General features: G+C 62.3%; 20 protein-coding genes and 4 tRNA genes. 17 read left to right on the top strand and 7 right to left on the bottom strand.

All coding sequences use genetic code 11. From position 1 onward, the window contains the following. Positions 1 to 27: 27 nt before the first annotated feature. Positions 28 to 1,008: a glycoside hydrolase family 130 protein gene (locus ACNAOV_RS04180; RefSeq protein ID WP_416518072.1), complete on the top strand. Its 981-nt coding sequence runs from the start codon at positions 28 to 30 to the stop codon at positions 1,006 to 1,008. 206 nt (positions 1,009 to 1,214) lie between these two features. Here the strand turns inward: ACNAOV_RS04180 and tal are convergent, their stop codons facing one another. Together tal and tkt are read right to left on the bottom strand one after the other, a co-directional pair. Beyond that, on the bottom strand, positions 1,215 to 2,324 hold the full coding sequence (gene tal, locus ACNAOV_RS04175) for a transaldolase (RefSeq protein ID WP_416518071.1): 1,110 nt from the start codon (positions 2,322 to 2,324) through the stop codon (positions 1,215 to 1,217). A 155-nt stretch (positions 2,325 to 2,479) separates the two neighbouring features. Next, the gene (tkt, locus tag ACNAOV_RS04170) at positions 2,480 to 4,582 is read right to left on the bottom strand and encodes a transketolase (RefSeq protein ID WP_416518070.1); all 2,103 of its coding nucleotides are present in this window, start codon (positions 4,580 to 4,582) and stop codon (positions 2,480 to 2,482) included. A 184-nt stretch (positions 4,583 to 4,766) separates the two neighbouring features. Between tkt and hrcA the strand changes: the two genes are divergently transcribed. Together hrcA and dnaJ are read left to right on the top strand one after the other, a co-directional pair. Continuing rightward, entirely contained in the window at positions 4,767 to 5,840 is a 1,074-nt protein-coding gene (gene hrcA, locus ACNAOV_RS04165) for a heat-inducible transcriptional repressor HrcA (RefSeq protein WP_144085722.1), read from the top strand. An 84-nt stretch (positions 5,841 to 5,924) separates the two neighbouring features. After that, positions 5,925 to 7,061, top strand: a complete 1,137-nt coding sequence (gene dnaJ / locus ACNAOV_RS04160; RefSeq protein ID WP_198184175.1) for a molecular chaperone DnaJ — start codon at positions 5,925 to 5,927, stop codon at positions 7,059 to 7,061. Between the two features lie 10 nt (positions 7,062 to 7,071). On the opposite strand, the gene ACNAOV_RS04155 is transcribed toward dnaJ, so the two are convergent. Next, positions 7,072 to 7,866 (bottom strand): fructosamine kinase family protein, encoded by a 795-nt coding sequence (locus ACNAOV_RS04155; protein WP_416518069.1) that lies wholly within the window; start codon positions 7,864 to 7,866, stop codon positions 7,072 to 7,074. Positions 7,867 to 8,011: 145 nt separating this feature from the next. On the opposite strand from ACNAOV_RS04155, the gene ACNAOV_RS04150 reads away from it, so the two are divergent. From ACNAOV_RS04150 to ACNAOV_RS04140, 3 genes are all read left to right on the top strand, one after another. Further along, a complete protein-coding gene (locus ACNAOV_RS04150) occupies positions 8,012 to 8,887 on the top strand; it encodes an undecaprenyl-diphosphate phosphatase (RefSeq protein ID WP_416518068.1) in 876 nt (291 codons plus the stop codon). 476 nt (positions 8,888 to 9,363) lie between these two features. Beyond that, a complete protein-coding gene (locus tag ACNAOV_RS04145; protein WP_416518067.1) occupies positions 9,364 to 12,585 on the top strand; it encodes an InlB B-repeat-containing protein in 3,222 nt (1,073 codons plus the stop codon). A 745-nt stretch (positions 12,586 to 13,330) separates the two neighbouring features. Beyond that, positions 13,331 to 13,984: a helix-turn-helix transcriptional regulator gene (locus tag ACNAOV_RS04140; RefSeq protein ID WP_416518066.1), complete on the top strand. Its 654-nt coding sequence runs from the start codon at positions 13,331 to 13,333 to the stop codon at positions 13,982 to 13,984. 600 nt (positions 13,985 to 14,584) lie between these two features. On the opposite strand, the gene ACNAOV_RS04135 is transcribed toward ACNAOV_RS04140, so the two are convergent. From ACNAOV_RS04135 to ACNAOV_RS04120, 4 genes are all read right to left on the bottom strand, one after another. Continuing rightward, positions 14,585 to 14,657: transfer RNA gene (locus tag ACNAOV_RS04135), tRNA-Val, on the bottom strand. Positions 14,658 to 14,688: 31 nt separating this feature from the next. Next, a tRNA-Val gene (locus ACNAOV_RS04130) sits at positions 14,689 to 14,760 on the bottom strand. Positions 14,761 to 14,783: 23 nt separating this feature from the next. Beyond that, positions 14,784 to 14,854: transfer RNA gene (locus ACNAOV_RS04125), tRNA-Cys, on the bottom strand. 27 nt (positions 14,855 to 14,881) lie between these two features. Continuing rightward, positions 14,882 to 14,954: transfer RNA gene (locus ACNAOV_RS04120), tRNA-Gly, on the bottom strand. Positions 14,955 to 15,116: 162 nt separating this feature from the next. Here ACNAOV_RS04120 and ACNAOV_RS04115 point away from each other — a divergent pair. The 11 genes from ACNAOV_RS04115 (at position 15,117) to ACNAOV_RS04065 (ending at position 25,489) form a co-directional block, all read left to right on the top strand. Further along, the gene (locus ACNAOV_RS04115) at positions 15,117 to 15,947 is read left to right on the top strand and encodes a PAC2 family protein (RefSeq protein WP_045924425.1); all 831 of its coding nucleotides are present in this window, start codon (positions 15,117 to 15,119) and stop codon (positions 15,945 to 15,947) included. Between the two features lie 76 nt (positions 15,948 to 16,023). Next, positions 16,024 to 18,069, top strand: coding sequence for a threonine--tRNA ligase (gene thrS / locus ACNAOV_RS04110; RefSeq protein ID WP_416518065.1), 2,046 nt, complete (start codon positions 16,024 to 16,026; stop codon positions 18,067 to 18,069). A gap of 3 nt (positions 18,070 to 18,072) precedes the next feature. Continuing rightward, positions 18,073 to 18,747 carry a phosphatidylinositol phosphate synthase gene (gene pgsA / locus ACNAOV_RS04105; RefSeq protein WP_029678833.1) on the top strand — a complete coding sequence of 225 codons (675 nt, stop codon included), beginning with the start codon at positions 18,073 to 18,075 and terminating at the stop codon, positions 18,745 to 18,747. A 4-nt stretch (positions 18,748 to 18,751) separates the two neighbouring features. Further along, a complete protein-coding gene (locus tag ACNAOV_RS04100) occupies positions 18,752 to 19,762 on the top strand; it encodes a phosphatidylinositol mannoside acyltransferase (RefSeq protein WP_416518064.1) in 1,011 nt (336 codons plus the stop codon). After that, on the top strand, positions 19,737 to 21,020 hold the full coding sequence (locus tag ACNAOV_RS04095; RefSeq protein ID WP_416518063.1) for a glycosyltransferase family 4 protein: 1,284 nt from the start codon (positions 19,737 to 19,739) through the stop codon (positions 21,018 to 21,020). Before ACNAOV_RS04100 ends, ACNAOV_RS04095 begins: the two co-directional genes overlap by 26 nt. A 61-nt stretch (positions 21,021 to 21,081) precedes the next feature. Next, the gene (locus tag ACNAOV_RS04090; protein WP_029678838.1) at positions 21,082 to 21,837 is read left to right on the top strand and encodes a YebC/PmpR family DNA-binding transcriptional regulator; all 756 of its coding nucleotides are present in this window, start codon (positions 21,082 to 21,084) and stop codon (positions 21,835 to 21,837) included. A 4-nt stretch (positions 21,838 to 21,841) separates the two neighbouring features. Then, positions 21,842 to 22,423 carry a crossover junction endodeoxyribonuclease RuvC gene (gene ruvC / locus ACNAOV_RS04085; RefSeq protein WP_198184167.1) on the top strand — a complete coding sequence of 194 codons (582 nt, stop codon included), beginning with the start codon at positions 21,842 to 21,844 and terminating at the stop codon, positions 22,421 to 22,423. A 42-nt stretch (positions 22,424 to 22,465) separates the two neighbouring features. Continuing rightward, entirely contained in the window at positions 22,466 to 23,077 is a 612-nt protein-coding gene (ruvA, locus tag ACNAOV_RS04080) for a Holliday junction branch migration protein RuvA (RefSeq protein WP_416518062.1), read from the top strand. Positions 23,078 to 23,080: 3 nt separating this feature from the next. After that, positions 23,081 to 24,157 (top strand): Holliday junction branch migration DNA helicase RuvB, encoded by a 1,077-nt coding sequence (ruvB, locus tag ACNAOV_RS04075; RefSeq protein WP_416518061.1) that lies wholly within the window; start codon positions 23,081 to 23,083, stop codon positions 24,155 to 24,157. Between the two features lie 66 nt (positions 24,158 to 24,223). Further along, positions 24,224 to 24,796 carry a preprotein translocase subunit YajC gene (locus ACNAOV_RS04070; RefSeq protein ID WP_416518060.1) on the top strand — a complete coding sequence of 191 codons (573 nt, stop codon included), beginning with the start codon at positions 24,224 to 24,226 and terminating at the stop codon, positions 24,794 to 24,796. A 108-nt stretch (positions 24,797 to 24,904) separates the two neighbouring features. After that, positions 24,905 to 25,489, top strand: a complete 585-nt coding sequence (locus tag ACNAOV_RS04065; protein WP_416518059.1) for an adenine phosphoribosyltransferase — start codon at positions 24,905 to 24,907, stop codon at positions 25,487 to 25,489. The last annotated feature ends 4 nt before the right edge of the window (positions 25,490 to 25,493 follow it).

Here is a 25,493-nt window from a genome sequence, read left to right as displayed (position 1 = left end):
ATGAACCGGACTAACGACAAGAATTTCATGAACAGTAGAGCAGCGTTCCCTTTAGGGCCATTCACACCTTATGAGAACAATCCGATCCTCAGTCCATTAGGGAAAGGCTGGGAATCAGCAAACCTATATAATCCTGCGGCCATCGTAGTTGACGATGAGGTTGTGCTACTTTACCGTGCTCATTCAACTGACATAGTTTCTCATATTGGCCTAGCCCGTAGCTCAGACGGTCTTCATTTCGATCGAGAAAAGAATCCGATTTTATCGCCTAGCGAGGCTTATGACCGATATGGCTGCGAGGATCCACGTATAACTAAGATTGATGGCACATACTATTTAACCTATACCGGTTGGGATCGGCATAGCGCCCTACTGTGCTTAGCGACATCAACAGACTTGCACAACTGGACCAAGCATGGCCCGATTTTTAGTGATTTTGACACTTTTGCAGCCACTAAAGATGCCAGAGGATTTGATTGGTCCAAGGCTGGAGTAATTGTTCCGTTCCGCATTCAGAATAAGTGGTGGATGTACTTCGGAGAAGGCTGCATTTACGCTGCAACCAGTAGTGATCTGATTCATTGGCAACCTTTAAGTGACGACAAGCATCCGATTTATAGTCCTACACCCGGCAGCTTCGATGCTGATTTAGTTGAGATCGGTGCCCCTCCGGTAATGGCTGACAATGGCTTGTTAATATTCCTTGTAAACGGGGCCGTTCGCACTCTTAGAAGCGATGGGACATACGACGTTGATTACAGGTGCGGACAGTTTGCAATTGATCCGGACCGACCCGGGCAGGTTATTGCTAGAATGCAGATTCCATGGCTGGCCCCTCAATCCTTTGAGGACCTAAATGGGATGATTCCTAATGTAACGTTTGTTGAGGGCCTGGTTCAATTCCATGGAGTATGGCTTGCTTATTATGGTCAATCTGATACTACCTTGGCAGTAGCTACATATGATCCACGGATTGATCGGTGGGGTAGTCATAGCTCAAGATTTTAAGCAAATATCGTAATTGTTGAATAAGGCGACATTTTTCTCTTTGAGTACCTTGATTTTTTTAAGTATGTTTGTCGAAAGTTCAACTCCAACAAAGTGACTTCATTACACATGATGGAAAAGGATCCCTCTGGCTGTTGTCGGCGGGATCCTTTTCCATTCCCCCATTCCAGTAGGATTTGGGAATGCTTCATGGATACTTATGGCGCTCAGCCGTTGACGCGGTCGATGCCCTTCTGCACATCGGAGAGGACCGAATCCCAGGAGTCGATGAAGGCGGCGACGCCATCGGCCTCCAGCTTGTCGGTCACATCCTTGATGTTGATGCCCAGGTCAGCCAGCTTCTGCATCACCTGGTGGCTCTCCTCATAGGTACCCTTGACAGAGGGGGCGCCGTTGCCGTGATCGGCCAGAGCGTTCAGGGTCTTCTCAGGCATGGTGTTGACCACATGAGGGGCCACCAGTTCGTCCACATACTTGCAGTCTGAGTAGGCGGCGTTCTTGGTGCCGGTGGAGGCCCAGAGAGGACGCTGACGCTTGGCACCCTTGGCTTCCAGGTCGGCCCAGCGAGGATCGCTGTCGAAGGCCTTCTCAAAGAGTTCGTAGGCTAGGCGGGCGTTGGCCACGGCGGCCTTGCCCTCAAGGGACTTGGCCTCGTCAGAGCCGTTGGCTTCCAGCAGCTTGTCAACTGCAGTGTCCACGCGGGAGACGAAGAAGGAGGCGACCGAGCCCATGTGCTTCAGGTCATGGCCGTTCTTGTCGGCCTGAACTATGCCCTCGATGAAGGCGTCGATGACCTGCTTGTAGCGTTCCAGAGAGAAGATCAGGGTCACGTTGACCGAGATACCCTTGGCCAGGGTGGCGGTGATGGCAGGCAGGCCCTCCAAAGTGGCGGGAATCTTGATCATGGCGTTGGGACGGTCGACCTTGGCCCAGAGTTCCTCGGCCTGTTTCTCGGTCTCTTCGGTGTTGTGGGCCAGACGAGGATCGACCTCGATGGAAACGCGTCCATCCACGTAATCGGTCTTCTCGGCAACCTCGCGGAAGATGTCGGTGGCGTTGCGCACGTCGGTGGTGGTCAGCTCACGGACGGCCTCCTCGACGGGGATGCGGCCCAACTGCTTGAGCTGTTCGTCATAGGGACCCACCTGGCTCAGGGCCTTCTGGAAGATTGAGGGGTTGGTGGTCACGCCCACCACATTGCGCTCGGCGATCAGCTGCTGCAGATTGCCCGATTCGATGCGGGTGCGGCTCAGATCGTCCAGCCAAATCGAGACACCTGAATCGCTGGTGCGCTGGGTGTTTGCATTTTCTGCCATCTTGTCACTCCTTATTTGGGTTCCCGATGGAATCACATTCACTATGCACTACCGGGAAGTCTGTTGCTGTATTCCCGTAGGCCCGCGTTTCGGGTGTGCCTGCGGGGGAGGGGGCCGGCGTCACGGACGGCCCCCGATTGATCACGATGCCGGGTTCAGCGGGCCCGACGGACTTCCTCCAGGGAGGCCTGTGCTGCTTCGACCACATGATCAGCGGTGATGCCCAGGTCGCGCATGTTCTCGTCGCCGCTGCCCTGCAGGCCGAACTGCTCGATGGAGACGGGCTTGCCATAGCTGCCCAGGTACTTGTACCAGGGCGTGGCCAGTCCGGCCTCAACAGAGACACGGGCCTTGACGGAGGCAGGCAGAACGGCTTCCTTGTACTCGTCGTCCTGCTCCTCGAACCACTCCAGCGAGGGCACGGAGATGACGCGGGCCTTGACACCCTGCTCAGCCAGGGTCTTGGAGGCGGCCACAGCGTGCTGCACCTCGGAACCGGTGGCCATGATCAGCACATCCGGCTGTCCCTCGGTGTCGACCAGCACGTAGGCGCCCTTGCGCACGCCCTCGCGGGCCTTGGCCTTGGTCTCCTCCAGGGTGGGCACGCCCTGCCTGGTCAGGATCATGGCCGTGGGGTGGGTGTTGTCCTTCTTGAAGAAGGCGCGGTAGGCTTCAGCGGTCTCGTACTGGTCGGCCGGGCGCACAACCTCCATCTGGGGGATGGCGCGCACGGCGGTCAGGTGCTCGATGGGCTGGTGGGTGGGGCCATCCTCGCCCAGGGCCACGGAGTCGTGGGTCCACACATACAGGTTGGGGATGTCCATCAGGGCGGCCAGGCGCACCGAGGGGCGCTCATAGTCGCTGAACTGGAAGAAGGTCCCGTTGTAGGGCCTGGTGTCCGAACCCAGCAGGATGCCGTTGGTGATGGCGCCCATGCCGAACTCGCGCACGCCGAAGTGCAGCTGGCGGCCGTACTTGCTGGCCTTGGGCCACTGGACGGTCTTGTCGGCCTCCGGGGCGAAGGAGACGGCACCGTTGATGTTGGTGTTGTTGGAGCCGCCCAGATCGGCGGATCCTCCCCAGAGCTCGGGCATGATGGGGGCCAGGGCGTTGATGACTGCGCCGGAGGCCTTGCGGGTGGCCACCTTGGAGCCGGGCTCGAAGCCAGCCTCCAGGTCGTCCAGGGCCTTGTCGAAGCCCTCTGGCAGCTTGCCGGCATGGATGCGGTCGTAGAGGGCAGCCTTGTCGGGGTTGGCCTTGCGCCAGGCCTGGTACTTCTCGTCCCAGTCCTTGTGGGCGGCCAGGCCGCGCTGGGCGACCTCGCGTGCGTGGGCCAGGGCCTCCTCGTCAATCTGGAAGCTCTGCTCAGGGTCGTAGCCCAGGGTCTTCTTCAGACCGGCGACGGCCTCGGCACCCAGGGCGGAGCCGTGGGCTGAAGGATCGTTGGTCTTGCCGGGGGTGGGCCAGGCCATCAGGGTGTCCACCTTGATGAACTTGGGCCGGTCGGTGACCTGCTCGGCCTTCTCCAGGACGGCAGCCAGGCCCTCGACGTCCTCCTTGTAGGAGCCGTCGGGCTGGATGAAGCTGAACTCGTCGGTGTACCAGCCGTAGGCCTGGTAGCGCTTGAGGATGTCCTCGCCCAGGGAGATGCGGGTATCGCCCTCGATCTGGATGTGGTTGGCATCGAAGATGACGGTCAGGTTGCCCAGGCGTTGGTCGCCGGCCAGGGAGCTGGCCTCGGAGGAGACGCCCTCCTCGACGTCGCCCTCGCCGCAGATGACCCAGACCTTATGGTCGAAGGGGGACTGCCCCTCGGGTGCGTCCGGATCAAGCAGACCGCGCTCGTAGCGCTGACCATAGGCGAAGCCCACGGCCGAGGCCAGACCCTGGCCCAGCGGGCCGGTGGTCATCTCGATGCCGGGGGTCAGGCCGTACTCGGGGTGGCCGGGGGTCCTGGTGCCAGCGGTGCGGAAGCGCTTCAGATCGTCCAGGGTCAGTCCGTACCCGGAGAAGTAGAGCTGCACGTACTGGGTCAGCGAGGCGTGGCCGCCGGAGAGAATGAACCGATCGCGCCCAACCCAGTCGGGGTCGTTGGGGTCGTGACGGATGAAGTGCTGGTAGAGCGCGTAAGCGATGGGCGCCAGCGAAATAGGGGAGCCGGGGTGGCCGCTTCCGGCCTTCTCGACCGCGTCGGCCGAGAGGACCTTGGCCATCTTGACAGCCCGCTCATCGAGTTCGGACCATGTGAAATCTGCCATATGGTGCTGCTTTCCTTCCAATGTAGAGGTCTCCATGTTCGACTTGTGTCGAAAATGTTCGATTACCTTCACTATGCGTTTCCATCGTATCGGTTTGAGACGACACAATTCGGCTCTTCGCACGACGTTTTGGCACTCTCATGGCCCGAGTGCTAATAATGAAACCATGACGGAAGGAGCGACATTGCCTAATACCAGACGCATGCTGGTGCTGCGCGCGGTCGTCGAGGACTATATCCGTTCTCGCGAGCCGGTAGGGTCGGGTTCGCTCACCAGAAATCATCAGCTTGGAGTCAGCTCCGCCACCGTGCGCAACGACATGGCGGCCCTGGAGAGCGAGGGCTACCTGGTCCAGCCCCACACCTCGGCCGGCCGCATCCCCACCCAGAAGGGCTACCGTTACTTCGTCGACAGGCTGGCCACCATCGTGCCCCTGTCCGCCGCCCAGCGCCGGGGGATCAACGCCTTCCTGTCCGGGTCGGTCAACCTTGAGGACACCCTGCAGCACGCCGCCCGTCTTCTGGCCCAGATCACCGGGCAGATCGCCGTGGTGGCCTCGCCCTCCCTGGCCAGCTCGAACCTGCGCCGGGCCGAGCTTATAGGACTGAGCCGGGGGACCGTACTTATGGTGGTCATCACCGACACCGGCCGGGTGGTCCAGCGCACCCTGCACGGGCCCTTGCAGGAGGACCCGAACGCCCTGGCGGACCTGTCCGACAAGATCAACAGACAGTGCCAGGACCTGCCCCTGGACCGCGCCGCCGACCGCTGCCGCATGCTGGCCGACTCCCTGACCGAGGGCCGAGACAAGTCCATGCTGCGCCTGGTGGCCACGGTCTTTGACGAGATGGCCACTCGGGAACAGACCAGCGGCCTCTACATGGCCGGCACCTCCCAGCTGACCCACAGCCAGGCCGTCTCCCTGGGGGACCTGGGCTCGCTGCTGGACGCCCTGGAGGAGCAGGTGGTGCTCATGCGGCTCATGCGGGCCCAGAGTGAGCTCTCACGTGAAAGCAACGGAGTCAGCGTGGCCATCGGCACCGAGACCCGGACCCCGGAGCTGGCCCACGCCTCGGTGGTAACCAGCGGATACGGGCATGCCCGGTCCAGGCAGACCGACGGCTCCGAAGCGGACGAGCCCGTGGCCTTCGTGGGTTCCATCGGCCCGACCCATATGGACTATCCGGCGACCATGAGCGCGGTTCGTGCCGTGGCCTCCTATCTGACCGGTTTCCTGGCCGGCGACGGGGAGCCGTGACCGTCAGGGCAGCAGCATAAGTCATAGGTATCGTGGGCCCATGCAACTATGGGTCGAGAGGGCATCAAACGAAAAGGATGATCGGTGGCAGATTACTACGAGGTTTTGGGAGTCGAGCGCGGCGCGAGCGATCAGGACATCAAGCGCGCCTATCGCAAGATGAGCCGCAAGTACCACCCGGACATCGCCGGGCCTGAATACGAGGACAAGTTCAAGGAGGTCAACAGCGCCTACGAGGTGCTCTCCGACCCCGAGAAGCGGCGCATGTACGACGCGGGCGTGGACCCCAACGATCCCCAGGCCTCCCAGGGGGGCAGCCCCTTCGACATGGGCGACGTCTTCAACCAGTTCTTCGGCGGCGGCTTCGGGGGCACCACCCAGGGGCCCATTCCGCGCACCCAGCCCGGCCGGGACGCCTTGGCCCAGGTCTCCGTGGACATGAAGACCGCCATCTTCGGCGGCGTGGTACGCACCCCCATCAGCACCTACGGCCTCTGCCAGGAATGCGGCGGCTCGGGGGCCCAGAAGGGGACCTCCCCGGTGACCTGCCCGGTCTGCAACGGCAAGGGCTATGCCCAGAAGGTGGTGCGGACCCTGCTGGGGCAGATGATGAGCCAGGCACCCTGCGAGCGGTGCGAGGGCCACGGCACCATCATCGAGCACCCCTGCCCGGTCTGCAACGGCCATGGCCGTGTGCGCACCCGGCGCGAGGTGGGCGTCAACGTGCCCGCTGGCGTGGCTGACGGCTCCCGGCTGCGGCTGGCCTCCCAGGGCGAGGTGGGCGAGGGCGGCGGTGCCGCCGGCGACCTGTATGTGGACATCAGCATCAAGCCCGACAAGCACTACACCCGCAGCGGCCAGGACCTGCACTGCTGGATCGCCGTGCCCATGACCTGGGCCGTGCTGGGCCACCAGGTTGACCTGGAGACCTTCGACGGCCAGCGTCAGGTGGACATCCCCGCCGGCTGCCAGCCTGACCAGGAGATCACCATCAAGGGCCTGGGCGTCACCAGGCTGGGCAACCGGGAGGAGCGCGGCGACATCATCGTCCACGTGCTGGTCCAGATCCCCACCAAGCTGGACGACGATCAGCGCCGCCTGATTGAGGACTTCGCCAACAGCCACGACTCTGAAGCCAGGCAGGTCCCGCAGAGTGCCAAGCCTGCCGGAGTCGGGGGCCGCAAGGGGATCTTCGGCAAGCTCAAGGACATCTTCAGCTGAGTCGGCTGAGTCAGTCCAGCAGCGACCGGCACATGGACCGGTACTCGCTCACATAGCCGCCGCCGAAGAAGGCGCAGTGCCCGGCGATGGCGTAGAGCTGCCAGAGCGTGGTCCGGTTCCGGTAGCCGGCCGCCAGGGGATGCACGCTCTGGTAGCCGTCCAGAATCTGCCCCAGGTAGGGGATGCCGAACAGCTGCAGCATGGCCAGATCCTCCTCGCGGTGGCCGCCGTGGGCCGCAGGGTCAATCAGGACGGCCTGGGTGTTCCCGTCGTTCCTGGTCCACATGACGTTCCCGCTCCAGAGGTCCCCGTGGACCCGGGCGGGCTTGTCATTGGCGGCAGCGCCCAGCAGCTCCGGCAGGGCCTGGATCACCTCTTCGGTCATCTTCATGTCATCGCGGTTCAGGGCGCGCCGATCCATGGCCATGCCCACCATGGGCTCCAGCCGCCCCTTGGCCCAGTAGGTGGCCGGGTCTTCCCAGGCGCCCACGTCCATGGGCAGCGGATCCTGCAGGGGTCCGAAGTAGCAGGTGCCCGTGTAGCCCTCGGGCGCGGAACCGAAGTGGTCGGCCCCGACATCATGCATGTGGGCCAGCTGGGCGCCAAAGCGGTAGGCCGCGCCGGGCGTGGGGGAGGCGGAGGTCACCTCCTCGATGTCCAGGTAGTCCGGGCCCCAGTCGTAGACGTCCACCACCCGGGGACCGCCCTGCGCCTGGGCCTGGCCCAGCCATTGCAGCCCGCGCCCCTCGCACTCGAAGAATCCCGCCGGGGCCCCGCCCCTGGATTTTCTGTAGGTCTTGGCCATGATGATCCACACCCCTATTCGTCGAGTCGTCGATTCCGACAAGACCCATTGTGGGCATTCTGCGAGACATGCCCGGCCCTTGGCTCTGCCTGCCCTGCGCGGTGGCTATGCTTGCCATTGTTGTCCGACATAGCAAGAGGGGTCCATGAATTTCTTCGAAGCCATTCTGTTCGGCCTGGTGCAGGCCCTGACGGAGTATTTCCCCGTCTCATCCAGCGCCCATATCCGCATCGTGGGCGGCCTGCTGGGCCAGGACCCGGGCGCGGCCTTCACAGCCATCATCCAATTCGGCACCGAGCTGGCGGTCCTGCTCTACTTCCGGCATGACATTGCCCGCATACTGACCCACTGGTTCCGCTGCCTGGCCGGCAAGGACGGCTCCTCCTGGCGTGAGCGGATGGGTTCCAAGGACCATGATGCGGCCCTGGGCTGGTACATCATTCTGGGAACTCTGCCCATCGTGGTGGCGGGCCTGCTCTTTCAGAAGATAATCGAGACCAAGCTGCGCAACCTCTGGATCACCGTGGTGGTGCTGATCGTCTTCGGCCTGCTGCTGGACTACTTCGACCGCCACGGCCGCCAGAACAAGGAGATCCGCCAGATGAGCGCCCGGGACGCCCTGCTCTTCGGCATCGGGCAGATGCTGGCCCTGATCCCCGGCGTATCCCGCTCGGGCGGCACCATGACCTTCGGCCGCGCCATGGGCTACACCCGCGAGTCCGCCACCCGGGTCAGCTTCCTCATGGCCATCCCCGCCGTCTTCGGTGCCGGCATACTCGAGACGGTCAAGTCCTTGAAGAACATCAACGCGGACGCCGCCTTCCCTGGCTGGGGGGCCACCATCTGTGCCACCGTGGTCAGCTTCCTGCTGGGGTACATCGTCATCATCGCCTTTTTGAAGATCGTCTCTCGCTTCTCCTACCGGGGATTCGTCATCTACCGGATCGGCCTGGCCATCTTCGTGGCCATCATGCTCATGGTCGGCGCCCTGCCCGCAGTAGGTGGTGTGGCGGCCAGCTGAGCCTGGGTGAATTGCCGGGGGATTCGACGCTCACATGGCCCCGTGATAGGATTTGCTCATGCGCTGCCCATGTTCGCGGGGGACTGGTCGGTGAAGCGTTTTGAATCCTTTGGGGAGGTTTGCCGTGGTTTCGTCGTCGACGTCTGCCGATTCTCGTACGCATGGGTTTGGCCTGCGGTCGCTCATGTCAGCATTGGTGCTGATTCCCCTGCTGCTGACCGGCATGGCCACCGGCACCGTCTTCGCCTCCGGCTCAGATGTCAACGGGGGGGGGGGGTCGCTATACCGCTCAGGCAGATAACGGTTCCCTGAGCGATTTACAACCTTCTAGCCTGCCTTCCCCCTCGCCACTGACAACTTCATCTGTTTCCTCCTCACCTGTTCAAACCCCAGCAGGTTCTTCCGAACCCCTGGGAATCTCGCCATCCAGCTCTTATTCATTTGCTGGGACCCAGTCTGCTGCTGATCCTCATACTGTGGTGTTCGAACCTGCTAATGGAAGCAAAGCGGAACGTGTAACTGTGCAGGACGGTGCTTTGGTGTCGCCGCCTGCCGATAATCCGAAGCGTGACGGCTACCGTTTCAACGGCTGGTCCGAGCATGACGCAATGATGGATTTCCGCACTTCGATCACCAGGGACATCACCTTGAAGGCCAAGTGGACTCCGGTGACTGATTGGGCGCTCAGCCCCGACCATGGTCCGGCTTCCGGCGGCACCAGCATCACCATCACACCCCCGCGTGCGTACTCACCATCGTTCAGTGCATTGGAAGCCCATGACGATAAGCTAATCGGCGTGACCGGCGATGGCCGCCTATTCACCTGGACACCGAACGCTAAAATGCCTGTTCAGGTGCCACCACCTCCAAATGCGTCCGAGGACATGCGATTCATAGCTGGAGTCGTTGGTGATAGCTACGCGGCCTTGAGCCAAGACCACCGCATCTACACCTGGAATAAGAGCGGGGATACGCCAGCCTTGCTCGGCTCAGACTCCACAACGTACGCCAGCATTGCCATAGCTGCTGACCACCTCATAGCTGTGGGCCAAAACGGTAAAGTCCATGTTTGGACCAGTATGGGTGAGTCAACAGGAAAGGCCATAAGTTTGCCCAGACAGGCATTGGCAGTCAAGGTGACTGGCAATGCGGACCGCCTGCTCGCCTTGGATAACAAGGGCCAGGTCTGGACTTGGAAGCCGGCGGCTACTGATGCTAAACAGATCCAACCAATCAAGCTTGCCAACCGCATTGTTCAGGTATCAGCCATGGATTATGGCTTCGTGCTGCTGGACTCGACAGGACAGACCAGCTATCTAGACAATGGACAAAGCCAGGCAGAATCGCTGTTCTTGCCCGACCATTCTGCCGTGACAGCAATAAGCGTCAATACAACACAAGCAGCTTTGGTTGATTCCAAAGGCCGCATCTGGGCTTGGAAGCCCGGTGAAACACCCATCCGGGCGGACGACGGGAACCAGCAGTACATGCAGGCCGCCAGCATCGGCAGCAGGATCACCGCCATCGACCGGCAAGGCAACATGTTCGCGTGGAGCTTGGACGAGCAGGGACAGCCCGGCAAGCCAGCCAGACTCGACACAACTCAGGTGCCCAGCCTGGAAACAGCCAGCATGGACGGCCAGCTGCTCAAACTCACCAGGAACAACGACTCCTGGCAGACAAATATACCCGCCCGCAAGCCGGGACCAGCCGCCATCCTCATCACCGGCAGGCAGGACGACCAGCCCTTCACCAGGAGCCTGAAGTACACGGTCGACCAGCCGCTGACACGAGACGTCGAACCACGATCCACGCTCACGGTCCACTTCGACACGGGTGGAGGGAACCCCGAACCAGCAGACCAGCATTTCCCTGCACCGAACGGCAGGGTGAAGAGGCCCTCCCCCGACCCGGCGCGCCAAGGCTACCTGTTCGACGGATGGTTCATCGGGCAGATTGCCTATGATTTCAGCAAGCCCGTCGACAAAAACCTGACCCTGACCGCTAAGTGGACGCCGAAAAGCCGGAACAGCACGTGGAGCATCAGTCCCGACAAGGGCAGTCAACTGGGCGGCGAATCCACGACCATCACCCCGCCTGACAGCGCCAGGCGAGGCATCAGATTCAGCCAGGTCAGCGCATCATCATTCGTCCCGACTACAGACTTTGGTTTTTCTTTGGCCGTGGGCAGCGACGGCAACGCCTACGCCTGGGGAGGTAACAAAGAGGGTGAGCTCGGAGACGGGACAACCTCCGAAAACGCCCGGTCTACGCCGGTTATGGTGAAGCAGCCTGATCGCAAGACGTATCCGGACCTGCCTGCGGATTTCACCTACGTGCAGGTCAGCGCCGGAACCCGGCATTCCCTGGCCGTGGGCAGCGACGGTAACGCCTACGCATGGGGATGGAACGAATATGGCCAACTCGGCGACGGGACGAGCACCGACCGAGCTACGCCGGTCATGGTCAAGAAGCCTGCAGGCACGCCCACGGATTTCACCTACGTGCAGGTCAGCGCCGGATACCGTCATTCGCTGGCTCTGGACAGCGACGGGAACGCCTACGCCTGGGGAGACAACAGGTATGGCCAGCTCGGCGACGGGACGAGCACCGACCGAGCTACGCCGGTCATGGTCAAGAAGCCTGCAGGCACGCCCACGGATTTTACCTACGTGCAGATCCGTACCGGAGCCTTTCATTCGCTGGCTCTGGGCAGCGACGGCAACGCCTACGCCTGGGGATTAAACAACTTTGGCCAGCTCGGCGACGGGACGAGCACCGACCGAGCTACGCCGGTCATGGTCAAGAAGCCTGCAGGCACGCCCACGGATTTTACCTATGCACAGATCGGTGCCGGATACCAGCATTCGCTAGCCGTTGGCAGCGACGGATACGCCTACGCCTGGGGAAACAACTACCGTGGCCAGCTCGGAAACAACAGCATAGGCGGACTCTTTAGCCCGAATCCTAATCCTGTGCGCGTGCGCAACCCCGCCAGCCCCAATGATGCGGACAAAGGGCTGAAAGCTGTAAATGTCACAGGCGGATTCTGGCATTCGCTGGCCTTGGGCAGCGACGGCAACGTCTACGCCTGGGGATACAACAGCGAGGGCCAGCTCGGTAACAACAGCAGCAAGGATTCGACTGTTCCTGTGCTTGTGTCTGATTCCGCCAGCCCCACTGACACAAGCAAGGGACTGAAAGCCGTACTGGTCAGCACCGGGCAATATCATTCGCTGGCCTTGGGCAGTGACGGCAACGCCTACGCCTGGGGAGACAACGGCTATGGCCAGCTCGGCAACAACAGCATCCCTACAGGCTCAAATAACAACAAAGCCCGGAGTCCTGTTCCAGTGCCGGTGGTGTTCAACCTGCCGCCGGTGATAACCGGGGTCAGATTCGACACCAGCCCCGGCACGAACCTGAAAAGCGGTGATGACGGCAGCGTCAGCATGCTCACACCCGCACATCAGCCGGGCATGGTCACGGTCAGCGTGGACTACACGCTGGGCGGTACACCCCAAACGCCGGACACCTCCCTCCGATACACGTACCTGCCCGCTGGCGTGCTCCCCAATGCCGGAGGGGAGGGCATCCTGCTCGCCCTGGCCACCGGCATGACCGGCATGGGCGGGGTCCTGGCCTCACGCCACCACCGAAGAGAACAGCACCAGCTGCTTCACGCTTCGCACGAGTAAGAGCGGCCGGGCGGCGTATCAATCCCCCGCCCCCGGCCACATAGGGGGAGCTGGGAGGAAAAGTGTCCCTGAAGGCTCAGCCCCAAGAAAGCTGACACTTCCTCTCGCGCCCCCACCACACTTCTGCAGAAAGAAGCCAAGGGCAGGCATGCACGCCCCCGCCATACCTCGGAGAGGAGGAAACAGCGGCCAGGCTGGCCACTGGCAGAAACCCACAGCCAGCCCGGCTACCGTTTTCTCATATAGGCATGTATCGTATCAGCCCGTTCAACATCTATGGCAAAGTCGCTTTCAAATCCAGCCGATCCCGAATAATATGACCAGGTTCACATTATTCCTGTACTTTGTCATAGACACGCTACAGGCAATGATGCTCGGCTTCTGAATCACTCAGTTTTCCACGATTACCAGGTTTCCGCCCTCTTTCTGGCCTGCAGGATTCGTGTCAAGCAGCTCCGCCACGACACCGAGTCCGTTACGACTGGCCGGGTTGGCGAAAAGCAAGATTCAGCCGCCTTCTTGCGTTACCATGAAAATCCCTTCGGCACTTCAGCACTCCTGCGGTCTCAATAGGCCGTATCCAAAGAACTGAAGTGCGCAAAAGAAGGTCTAATATACGGGATTAGAGGAGGCCGATTGGCTGGTATGGAGGTGATGAACCATATCACGCCATCCAATACCTTTCGCTTCCCGCAGCACCAACCGGTGGCTACAAGCCGCCCTGTTAGGATGTTGAGGATCAGCCATGCATTTCACAGTAGACAACCTTGAAGAGGTATTTCCCCTGGCAGAATTCATAGCCGATTCCTTCGGTCCCATGGCCGAGATTGTTGTGCATGACATCACCCGCCCGGAAAATTCCATCGTCTTCATCCGCAACGGGCAGCTCTCCGGACGCTCCCTGGGCGACGGGGTTACGGACCAGACGTTCCAGCTGGCCATACGGGCCGACCAGGACGGGGCCGACTTCGTCTCCGACTACCGTGGGCGCCGCCTGAACAAGCATGAGTTCCGCGTCTCCTCCTACCTGATCCGCAACCAGGAGCAGACCGTCATTGGCCTGCTCTGCATCAGCATCAACATCACCGAGCTGCAGCAGGCGGCGCATGTGCTGCAGACCCTGTCCTCGATCGACTCCAACGATGTGCAGATCTCCACCGAGACCTCGCGCCGCCACGTGAGCGAAGAGCCCGCGGAGAACATCCGCAGGATCACCAGGGACGAGGTCCGCCAGTTCAACATCCCCATGGACAAGCTGACCAAGCAGGACAGGCTGGACATCATCCGCAACATCAAGGACCGGGGCATCTTCCTCATCAAGGGCGCGGTGGGCATCGTCGCCCCCGAGCTCAAGATATCGATTCCCACCCTCTACCGGTACCTGCAGGCCCTCAAATAGGGCCTGAAAAGTAAGACCTCCGGCGGCAGGAGAGGGGGGTATATTTCTGTGCCGCCGGAGGAGCTTTACAGCGCGGCCGCCGCCATTGGCGACAACCGGAACGTGGCCACGCAAACAGACCACGCAAGTAATTGCATAGATAAAACAGGGAGACCACAGTTTCCTCAAGCTGTGGTGCATTGCAGATTCAGCCAGGCTAGTTACGTGCCCTCATTGGCCTAGGCCTTTCTTCATGCTATCACCTCTTCAAGGATGCATCAGGTACTCCCGTTTCTGGCAGGTCCCCCGACCTGTTGCTAAGAGCAAATTATCACAAGGTCCCGGACATGCTCAACACTCCGTTCGCTATCTGCCGCAACAACCGGCATTGCAGGGCGGTTTGTGCATAATTCAGCGCAGTCGGCTGCCTAAAGCGAGCCTGAAAACTAAATCTCAGCTCGTCTGCTAACAATAATTTATTACCTGAATTTCCGCTGAAGGAATCATTAGCCAGGGATCATCGGGGATTCGATCACTGACAATTCAGAAGGTTTATAAACTGCCGGTTGTTGACTGAGAACTGTTACCGGATGAAAGATAGGGGAGAGGGGAAAATCCAGGTGGGCGATGCAGGAATCGAACCTGCGACCCCTTCGGTGTGAACGAAGTGCGCTAGCCGCTGCGCCAATCGCCCGGATTGGGAAAGACCACCGAAGTGATCCTCGTGGGCGATACTGGATTCGAACCAGTGACCCCTTCCGTGTCAGGGAAGTGCGCTACCTCTGCGCCAACCGCCCGGGTCATTCTCGTTTCGAGAGAGAGGTGGGTACGAGAGTCGAACTCGTCTATACGGCTTTGCAGGCCGCTGCCTAACCGCTTGGCTAACCCACCGTATTGGTTAAACTGCTCGAAACCTCGAGCGGGCAACGGGACTCGGACCCGCGGTCTCGACCTTGGCAAGGTCGCGCTTTACCAACTAAGCTATGCCCGCACTTTCAACTTTCACCGTGGTGGTGACTGCCGAAGCACGTTGCACTACTGTAGCGTAGACCTCCGCACTTGGCAAAAAGCGCGTGTCGCCGCGTCATAGAGCCACCCTCCGCTGATGGCAAAGCCGCGAAATACAAGGCTTCCTCCCGGTAGTGTGAGAGGTATGAGTGAAGAAGCCAGGCAGCACTGCACCATGGTGGCCGCCTTCGATGGCTGGAACGATGCGTGCTCAGCCTCGACCAACGTCATCCGCCACCTGTTGAACGTCTACGAGTCCCACGAGATCGGCAGCATTCCGGGCGACGGGTTCTACGACTACCAGATGTCACGGCCCATGCTCTGCCATGTGCAGGGCAGGCGGCGGATCATCTGGCCCTCCGCCAAGATCTACCGGGTGCGGATTGATGACACCCACACCCTCCTGCTGGAGATGGGCCCGGAGCCCAACTACCACTGGAGCGACTTCTGCCGGCGCAGCATCCACTGGGCCGAAGACGATGAGGCCGAGGCCATCATCACCCTGGGCGCCATGTTCGCCGACTGCCCCCACACCAGGCCCCTGCCCATCGACGACCTGGCCGGCGACCAGCCCAAGACCGACACCGACGGCCATTCCGGCCCCATAGGCATCCCCACCGTTCTGGACGCCCTGGCCACCCAGGACGGCTACAGCACCGAGTCCATCTGGGTCTCCGTTCCCCAGTACCTGGGCAGCGACGAGTGCGCCCAGGGCACCCTGCAGCTGCTGCAAAGGCTCTCGGCCATGCTCGGCGTCCACCTTGACGAGGGGGAGCTGCCCCGCAAGGCCGCCGAGTGGAAGGCCCAGGCCGGAATGCTGCTGCGCTGCAACGACGACCTGGCCAACTACGTCCACCGTCTGGAGATGGACGTCGACCAGGCCCAGGTGGACGAGCCGGCCGCCGAAGAGCTGGTCCGGGAAGCCGAGGATTATCTGCGCTCCATGGGCAACAAAGGCCCCTCCTTGTCTGAGTGACGACCTAGGCTGTGGCTCGATAACCATGTCCAGCCTGCACCCTGTAACGCGGGCTCCGATAGCAAGGACGGCATTCATGACACAGTCGAGCATCTCCATCATCGTCAAGGGTGAACGGAAGGAGGTGGCGGCGGATCAGACTGGCGTCCAGCTTTTTGCTGACGACAAGGACATCATCGCCGTCGACCTCAACGGGCAGCCACGCGACCTCTACACACCCCTGCACGAGGGCGACAAGGTCGAGCCCATCACCCTGGAGAGCGACCAGGGACTGGCCATCATGCGGCACTCGGCCACCCACGTCATGGCCCAGGCCGTCCAGGAGATCCGCCCGGACGCCAAGCTGGGCATCGGCCCGGTCATCAAGGACGGCTTCTACTACGACTTCGATGTGGACAAGCCCTTCACCCCCGACGACCTCAAGCAGATCGAACAGCGGATGAAGCGGATCATCAAGTCCTCCCAAAGCTTCCGCCGGCGCGTGGTCACCGAAGAGGAGGCCCGCAAGGAGGAGGCCGACCAGCCCTACAAGCTGGAGCTGATCGGAGCCAAGGAGGCCGAAATCAACAGCGAGGAGGCCACCGAGGTGGCCACCGGCGGCGAGCTGACCATGTATGACAACCTGGACCGCGAGGGCAACACGGTCTGGAAGGACCTCTGCCGGGGCCCCCACCTGCCCAACACCCGCTACATCCGCAGCTTCAAGCTCATGCGCACGGCCGCCGCCTACTGGCGCGGGGACGAGAAGAACCCCATGCTCCAGCGCATCTACGGCACCGCCTGGGCCAACAAGGACGACATGAAGGCCTACACCGCCCGTCTGGAGGAGGCCGCCCGCCGCGACCACCGCAAGCTGGGCGCCGAGATGGACCTCTTCTCCTTCCCGGACGAGATCGGGCCCGGTCTGCCCGTCTTCCACCCCAAGGGCGCGGCCGTCATCAACGCCATGGAGGACTACTCACGTGAAATGCACCGGCGCAACGGCTACTCCTTCGTGCAGACCCCGCACATCACCAAGGGCCACCTCTACGAGATCTCGGGCCATCTGCAGTGGTACAAGGACGGCATGTACCCGCCCATGCACCTGGACGAGGAGAAGGACGCCAACGGCAAGGTCACCCGCCAGGGCTTCGACTACTACCTGAAGCCCATGAACTGCCCCATGCACAACCTGATCTTCAAGTCCCGCCAGCGCTCCTACAAGGAGCTGCCCCTGCGGCTGTTCGAGTTCGGCACCGTCTACCGCTACGAGAAGTCCGGCGAGGTCCACGGCCTGACCCGCGTGCGCGGCCTGACCCAGGACGACTCCCACATCTACTGCACCAGGGACCAGATGAAGGGGGAGCTGACCAACCTGCTCCAGTTCGTGCTCAAGGTGTTGAAGGACTTCGGCCTCAACGACTTCTACCTGGAGCTGTCCACCAAGGATCCCAACAAGTTCGTCGGCTCCGACGAGGTCTGGGAGGAGGCCACCAACACCCTGGCCGAGGTGGCCAAGGACTCCGGGCTGGAACTGGTCGACGACCCCGAGGGCGCCGCCTTCTATGGGCCCAAGATCTCCGTCCAGGCACGCGACGCCATCGGACGCACCTGGCAGGTCTCCACCATTCAGCTGGACTTCAACCTGCCCGAGCGCTTCCAGCTGGAGTACATCGCCGCCGACGGCTCCCACCAGCGGCCGGTCATGATCCACCGGGCCCTCTTCGGCTCCATCGAACGCTTCTTCGCCATCCTGCTGGAGCACTACGCCGGCGCCTTCCCGGCCTGGCTGGCCCCGGTCCAGGTGCAGGCCGTGCCCGTGGCCGACGAGTTTGCCCCCCACCTGGAGCACCTGCTTGATCTGCTGCGCGACGACATGGTCCGCTGCGAGATCGACCGCTCCGACGACCGCTTCGGCAAGAAGATCCGCAACGCGGCCAAGTCCAAGGCCCCCTTCATCCTGATCGCCGGCGAGGAGGATGTCTCCAAGAACGCGGTCTCCTTCCGCTTCCGGGACGGCAGCCAGCTCAACGGCGTACCCATGGAGCAGGCCCGCGCCTGGATCAACGAGGCCATCAAGGTCCGCGCCCAGATCAACTCGGCAGACGACTTCCGAGCAAACACCTCCTGCAGTCAGGACTGACCAATGTTCGAGCATCTACGGCGCCCCTGGAAGCGCATCATCGCCCCCATCGCCCGCGGCCTGGTTCGTCTGGGCGTGAGCGCCAACGGTGTCACCATCAGCGGAGCCGTAGGCACCACACTGGTTGCCATCCTGACCGGGTTCACCGGCTGGCTCCTGCCCGGGGCCATCGTCCTGGCCATCCTGGTGGCCTTCGACTCCCTGGATGGTTCCGTGGCCGCGCTGACCGGCGGTGGCACCCAGTTCGGGGGCTTCCTGGACTCCACCCTTGACCGGATTGCCGACTGGGCCGTCCTGACCGGGGTCATCATCTACCTGCGCCGCCACGAGCTGGCCTGGGTGGCAGATGGCAGCCACCAGGGACCCGACATCTGGGCCCAGGTGGGCATGGCTGCCGCACTCTTCGCCATCATGACCTCCTTCGTCACCTCCTACGCCCGGGCCCGGGCCGAGGCGGAGGGCTTCGAGGCCAAGAACGGCATTGCCACCAGGTCCGACCGGCTGGTCATCATCCTGGTGGGCATGGCCCTGACCGGGGCCGGGCTGCCCCTGGCCGTGCTCAGCTGCTTCCTGGTATTGCTGGCCCTGCTGGGCGTCGTCACTGTCTGGCAGCGGATCAGTCACGTCGCCAAGGACATGAGCCGCAACCCGCAGCCTGCCAACCCCAACCACGAGTGAGCCTATGCCGGATCGACTGCTCATCTTTCTGGCGCAGCACGCGCGTCTGGTGCCCGAGAGGCTGCTGCGCGGCCTCTTTCTGGCGGCAGCCGACCTCTGCTGGCTCTTCCGGATAGGCGGCGTCAGACAGCTGGAGCGCAACCTGGCCCATGTCATGCCAGAGGTCGACCGTCGTAGTCTGCGGCACATCTCACGCCAGGGCATGCGCTCCTACTTCGTCTACTTCGTCGAGGCTCTGACCGTAGGGGCCCGAACCAAGGAGCAGCTGCTGGCACGCATACACGGTGGCGGCAACGCCTACCCGGCTCCGGCCAAGACCGACATCAGCCTGCGCTCCCTGCCCATCGGCATGGGCCACCAGGGCAACTGGGACTACGCAGGCTTCTGGGCCTGCTCCACGGTCGGTCAGGTCACCACGGTGGCTGAGCGACTGCGGGACCAGGGGATGCTCAACACCTTTGCGGACATCCGTCGCCGCCTGGGCATGAACATCCTGCTGACCGGCGAGCCTGACATCACCGGCCGTCTGACAACCCTGCTGCGAGAGCCCAATCAGGTGGTGCCCCTGCTGGCCGACCGCGATCTGAGCCGCCGAGGGGTCTTCGTCAAGGCCTTCGACTCCTGGATTCGCGTGGCCGCAGGTCCTGCCGTCATCGCCCTGGATGCCCGTCTGCCCCTCTATACCGTGAACATGCACAGGGAAAGGTTGACGAGGGAGCGCCGCCGGCAGGCCAAGACCCCCTACGGCTATGTTTGCCAGGTGGACGGGCCCATCGCCATCGAACCCTACCTGGATATGCCCCGGGAGCAGGCCATCAACGACCTGACCCAGGCCTGGGTGGACCAGTGGGCCCAGGGTATTCGCGAGCATCCCGAGGACTGGCACATGCTCCAGCCGATTTTCCTCGAGGATCTGGATCTTTCCCGGATGCACGACCTGCCGGACTTCATCCTGGCCCAGGCATCCAAGAACAAGGGAGGTGACGGGCATGAAGGCACCCGAGCAAAGGCCTGAGCAGACAGAGCGGGCCGCCATCAAGGCGCCTCTGCGGGTGGGGATCATCTCACCCTATTCCTTCGAGACCCCGGGCGGCGTCCAACTGCACATCCGCGACTTCGCCAGGCATCTTATGGACCGTGGCCACCAGGTGCAGGTCCTGGCCCCGGGCCGACGCACACAGGACATGCCGCTCTGGGTGCAGACCACCGGTTCCTCCTTCTCCATTCCCTACAACGGATCCGTGGCCAACCTGAGCTACTTCGGCGTGGCCGGCCACAAGACCCGGCAGTGGGTCAGGCAGGGCCACTTCGACATTCTGCACCTGCACGAGCCCGAGGTGCCATCCCTGAGCCACAAGCCCTTGAGGCCCGGATTCATTCCCTGCCCCTATGTGGCCACCTTCCATGCGGCCTTCGATTCGACCCCGCTGGCCCTGAGGCTGACCAGGCGCTACCTGCGCCGATACCTGGCCAACATAAGCCAGGCCATCTTCGTCAGCCCCTCAGCCATGCAGAACGCCAAGAACCTGCTGGAGCCGGGCATACCCAGCCAGATCATCCCCAACGGCATCGAGACCAGTGCCCTGCGCAATGCCCGGCCACGCCCGGAATGGCAAGGGTGCGAGCGGGAACCCACCATCGGATTCCTGGGACGGATGAAGGAGGAGCGCAAGGGGTTCAAGATTCTGGCCCAGGCCGCACCTGCCATTCTGCAGCGCGTGCCCGGAGCCCGCTTCCTGTGTGCGGGAGACGGCCAGGGGGAGGCTCGGAAGATACTCGAGGCCTTCGATCCCGGATTGGCCCGGCACTTCACCTTCCTGGGTCGGATCAGCGACGAGGACAAGGCCTCCTTCTACCACAGCCTGAATCTGTATGTGGCCCCGCAGACCGGGGGGGAGAGCTTTGGCATCGTGCTGGTCGAGGCCATGGCGGCAGGATGCCCGGTGGTGGCTTCGGACCTGCCAGCCTTTAAGGATGTCTCCCAGAACGGGCGCAGTGCGCGTCTGTTCGCCACCGGAAACCCCCAGGACTGCGCCCGGGTGGTTCTGGACCTGCTTGATGACCGATCTGCCCGCCTGAACCTGGCCTCGTGCGGAATGCGTCGGGCCAGCGACTATGACTGGGAGCGGGTCACCGACCAGGTTCTGGATGTCTATGCCCGGGCCCTGGCAGCCCGGCCCGATCATCGCCGTGGCTTGTTGGGCAGACTGGTGGGCCGGAAGGCTGGTTCTCCTTACGATGAAGCCCTCACGGAAGGGCCTGAAAACCCGTAAAATTGTCAAAGAGCGGAACTAGAATTCCATTCGTTTACGTATTCGTACCGTCAGGAGACATATGTCAGGGCATTCGAAGTGGGCGACCACCAAGCACAAGAAAGCAGCCATCGACGCCAAGCGTGGCAAGCTCTTCGCCAAGCTGATCAAGAACATCGAGATCGCTGCCCGCACCGGCGGCGGTGACCCCGACGGCAACCCCACCCTCTACGACGCCATCGTCAAGGCCAAGAAGTCCTCCGTGCCCGCGGACAACATCACCAGGGCCGTCAAGCGCGGCTCGGGCGAGGAGGCCGGAGCGGCCAACTATGAGAGCATAGTCTACGAGGGCTACGCTCCTGCCGGCGTGGGCATCATCATCGAGTGCCTGACCGATAACCGCAACCGTGCGGCCGCCGAGGTCCGTTCCACCCTGACCAAGGGCGGTGGCTCCCTGGCCCAGAACGGGTCGGTCAGCTTCAACTTCGAACGCAAGGGCCAGATCATCGTCCCCTCGGAGGGCCTGGACTACGATACGGTCTTCGAGAAGGCCGCCGAGGCCGGTGCCGAGGACGTGCAAGACAACGGCGACAGCTACACCGTGCTGACTGCCCCCGGTGACATGGTCACAGTCCGTAAGGCCCTGCAGGATGCCGGCATGGACTACGACTCCGCCGATCTGGTCCTCAACCCCAAGAGCGAGGTCACCCTGGACCTGGACTCCGCCCGCAAGGTCTCCAAGCTGATCGACAACCTGGACGACCTGGACGACGTGCAGGAGATCTACAGCAACTGGACCGCCCCCGACGAGGTTATGGCCCAATTGGACGACGAGTGACCTCATGATCGTTCTCGGCGTCGATCCGGGGCTCACCCGATGCGGCGTTGGCGTTATTGAAGCCGGTGCATCGCGCCGGCTTTCCTTTGTTCATGTGGACGTCGTGCGTTCGGACCCCGAACAGAGCCAGGACCTGCGCCTGCTGGCCATCTACCAGGGGCTGACGGCCGCCCTGGACCGTTTCAGCCCCGACGTGGTATCCATCGAGCGGGTCTTCGCCCAGTCCAACCACAACACCGTGCTGGGAACCGCCCAGGCTGCGGGGCTGGCCATGCTGGGGGCGGCGCAGCGGGGGATTCCCGTGGCCCTGCACACCCCCACCGAGGCCAAGATGGCCGTGACCGGCAACGGGCAGGCTGACAAAATCCAGGTGCAGCGGATGGTGGCCCGCATCCTAGGGCTCAACCAACTGCCCAAGCCCGCTGATGCCGCCGATGCTCTGGCCCAGGCGATTTGCCATGCCTTAAGGCCTGCTGGAGCCATCCAGGGCGGGGAACGCGAGGAGCATCTGACCCAGGCCCAGCGTCAGTGGGCCGAAGCCTCTGCAAAGTACGGCAGGCACCGGGGAGTCCAGCGAGACATGTAAGCTGATTCGAACAGACGTTCGATTTCATCGAGGGGTGATCAAGTGCTGGCAATGCTGACCGGGCGGGTGGCCGCCATCGAAACAGGCTCTGCCATCATCGATGTTTCAGGGGTGGGTTTCGAGGTGCGCATGCCCCAATCGGACTTGGCTTCCATGCGGGCCGAATCCACGGTCACTGTCTACACCGCCCTGTCCCTGACCCAGGACGCGCTGACCCTCTACGGATTCCTCAGCCGCACGTCCAAATCCCTCTTCGCCCAGCTGCAGAAGGTCAGCGGCATCGGACCGCGCGTGGCCCTGTCCATCCTCGCCACCCTGAACTCGGACCAGCTGGCCCAGGCCGTGGCCGACGGCGATGCTGCGGCCCTGTCCCGTGCGCCGGGCCTGGGAAAGAAGGGCGCTCAGAAGATCATCCTCGAACTCTCCGGCAAGTTGGATCTGGATGCCGGCACAGGCAAGCAGGGACCCGCCCAGACCGACGATGGCGCCCACCAGGTGGTTGAGGGACTGATCTCCCTGGGTTGGCTGCAGCGTGATGCCGAGCAGGCCGTGGAGCAGACCTGCAGCGAGGGCGACTACACCCTGCCCCTGCAGTCGGCCGACATTCCCAAGGTGCTCAAGCAGGCTCTGACCCGGCTGGACAGGGGGCGCTGACCCATGGCCAACAAGCAGATGTCTACGGGGTACATCGACTCCCAGAACGGCGAGGCCCAGAAGGAATCCCTGCGGATGGTCTCGGCCAGACCAATCGAAGGCGAGCCGGTCAGCGACGAGGAGCTGCGTCCTGAAACTCTGGACGGGTTCATTGGCCAGCCCAGGCTCAAGGCACAGCTGGGGCTCTTCCTGAAGGCCGCCAAAAAGCGGGATGTGGCTCCGGATCACATCCTTCTGGCAGGTCCTCCAGGCCTGGGCAAGACCACCCTGGCCATGATCGTTGCCCACGAGCTGGAGGTGCCCATCCGTGTCACCTCAGGGCCGGCTGTTCAGCACGCTGGCGACCTCGCCTCCATCCTCAGCTCCCTGGAGGCCGGCGAGGTGCTCTTCATAGACGAGATCCACCGCCTGCCCAGGGCCGCCGAGGAGCTGCTCTACATCGCCATGGAGGATTTCCGGGTGGATGTCATGGTGGGCAAGGGCCCAGGAGCCTCCTCCATTCCGCTGACCCTGCCCAGGTTCACGGTCATCGGCGCCACCACCCGCGAGGGCATGCTGCCATCGCCCCTGCGCGCCCGTTTTGGCTTCACCGCCCATCTGGACTTCTACCCGCAGGACGAGCTGGAGAAGCTGGTCGAGCGGTCGGCCAAGGTCCTGGGCATCGTCCTGCGGGATGACGCCGCCCATCAGCTGGCCCTGCGCTCCCGCGGCACGCCCAGGATCGCCAACCGCTTGTTGCGCCGTGTGCGCGACTGGGCCATAGTCCACGATCTTCCCGAGGTCGGCCCTGATGACGTCAAGCAGGCCCTGGCCCTCTACCAGATTGACTCCGAGGGGCTGGACCGCCTCGATCTGGCCGTTCTCAAGGCCATCGTCAACAGTTTCGACGGCGGTCCCGTGGGCCTGAACAACCTGGCCGCCATGGTAGGCGAGGAGGCCGAAACCGTCGAGACGGTCTGTGAACCCTACTTGGTGCGCGAGGGCTTCCTGGTACGCACACCCAAAGGGCGTGTAGCCACCTCCAGGGCCTGGGAGCACTTGGGCCGCAAACCGCCCGAGGATGTCATGAAGCTGTTCTAGACTGGGGTCTTCGCAGCAATGTATATCGCCGTTTGATACCCGTCGAAACAAGGAGTGGAAACAACCATGGGATCCATGATTTTCATGATCGTCATCATCGCCCTGATGATCGCCATGATGTGGGGAAGCTCCCGCAAGAGCAAGCAACAGCAGGAAGCCATACGGGACTTCCGCCAGTCCCTGCAGCCCGGTGACGAGGTGGCCACCACCCAAGGTCTTCTGGGCAAGATCGTCTCCGTGGACCTGGAGAAGGAGCAGGTGGTCATTGACTCCGAGGGTTCGCTGTCCCGCTGGCGTATCCAGGCCATCACCAAGCCCCCCATCGTACCCGCCTACATCCACGACGACGAGGTTGACGAAAACGGCAACCCCCTGCCCGAGGACGCGGATGCTCCCGCCGAGGTCACCGCCGCTGAAGACGATGACAACGCCGACGATACCGCCACACAGAACTTTGCCGCTTCAGAGCGCAAGGATGAGGCCGAATCCAAGTCGGATTCCGAACCGGAGCCTGAAGACGAATCAAAAAAGGCAGAGACTACGGAGAAATCCGATGATGCCGCCGATTCGGATGCGTCCAAGGATTCCGATGAATCCAAAGAATCCAAGGCTTCAGATTTGACTTCCGCCAAGTCCTGAAACTCATGCGCGCGCCACACCTTCCGTCAGGCTGATTCTGAACGGAAACGCAGCGCGCGTATGATGGCCCCGGCAACCACTTCCTAGGAGCAAGACAGAAAGAAGATCATGGCTCAATCGGACGATATCAAGGTTGGAGAACTTAAGCAGGTGGGCGATGACGACGCCGCTTATCTGATCTCATTGATCCGTACCATTCCGGACTTTCCCAAACAGGGGATCCTTTTCAGGGACTTCATCCCGGCCATGTCGGATCCCAGGGGATTGGCCATCATCCTCGACGCCATGAAGCGCACCCTGCCCGTGAAGCCAGAGGATTTCGACCTGGTAGCCGGCCTTGAGGCACGCGGCTTTCTGATCGGTCCCCAGCTTGCCAGCGATCTGGGCAAGGGCTTCCTGCCCATGCGCAAGGCCGGAAAGCTCCCTGACCCCACCTACAGCCAGGAATACGCCCTCGAATACGGCAACGCCCGCATCGAAATCGAGCAGGGCTGCCTAAAACCAGGCCAGCGAGTCCTGATAGTGGACGATCTGATCGCCACCGGCGGTTCCGCCCAGGCGGCTGCACGTCTGGTGGAGCAGGCCGGAGGCCAGGTGGCTGGTTTCAGCTTCGTCATGGAGCTCAACGGTCTGGACGGCCGCAAGGCCCTGGGTGCCTATCCGGTCACCTGCCTGATGAACATGCCCGCCTGAGCAC

The organism is Bifidobacterium asteroides (assembly GCF_048001765.1).
GTDB classification, from domain to species: Bacteria; Actinomycetota; Actinomycetes; order Actinomycetales; family Bifidobacteriaceae; genus Bombiscardovia; species Bombiscardovia asteroides_K.
Note: the sequence above shows the minus strand (reverse complement) of the source record. Positions and strands in the feature narration are given on the sequence as shown.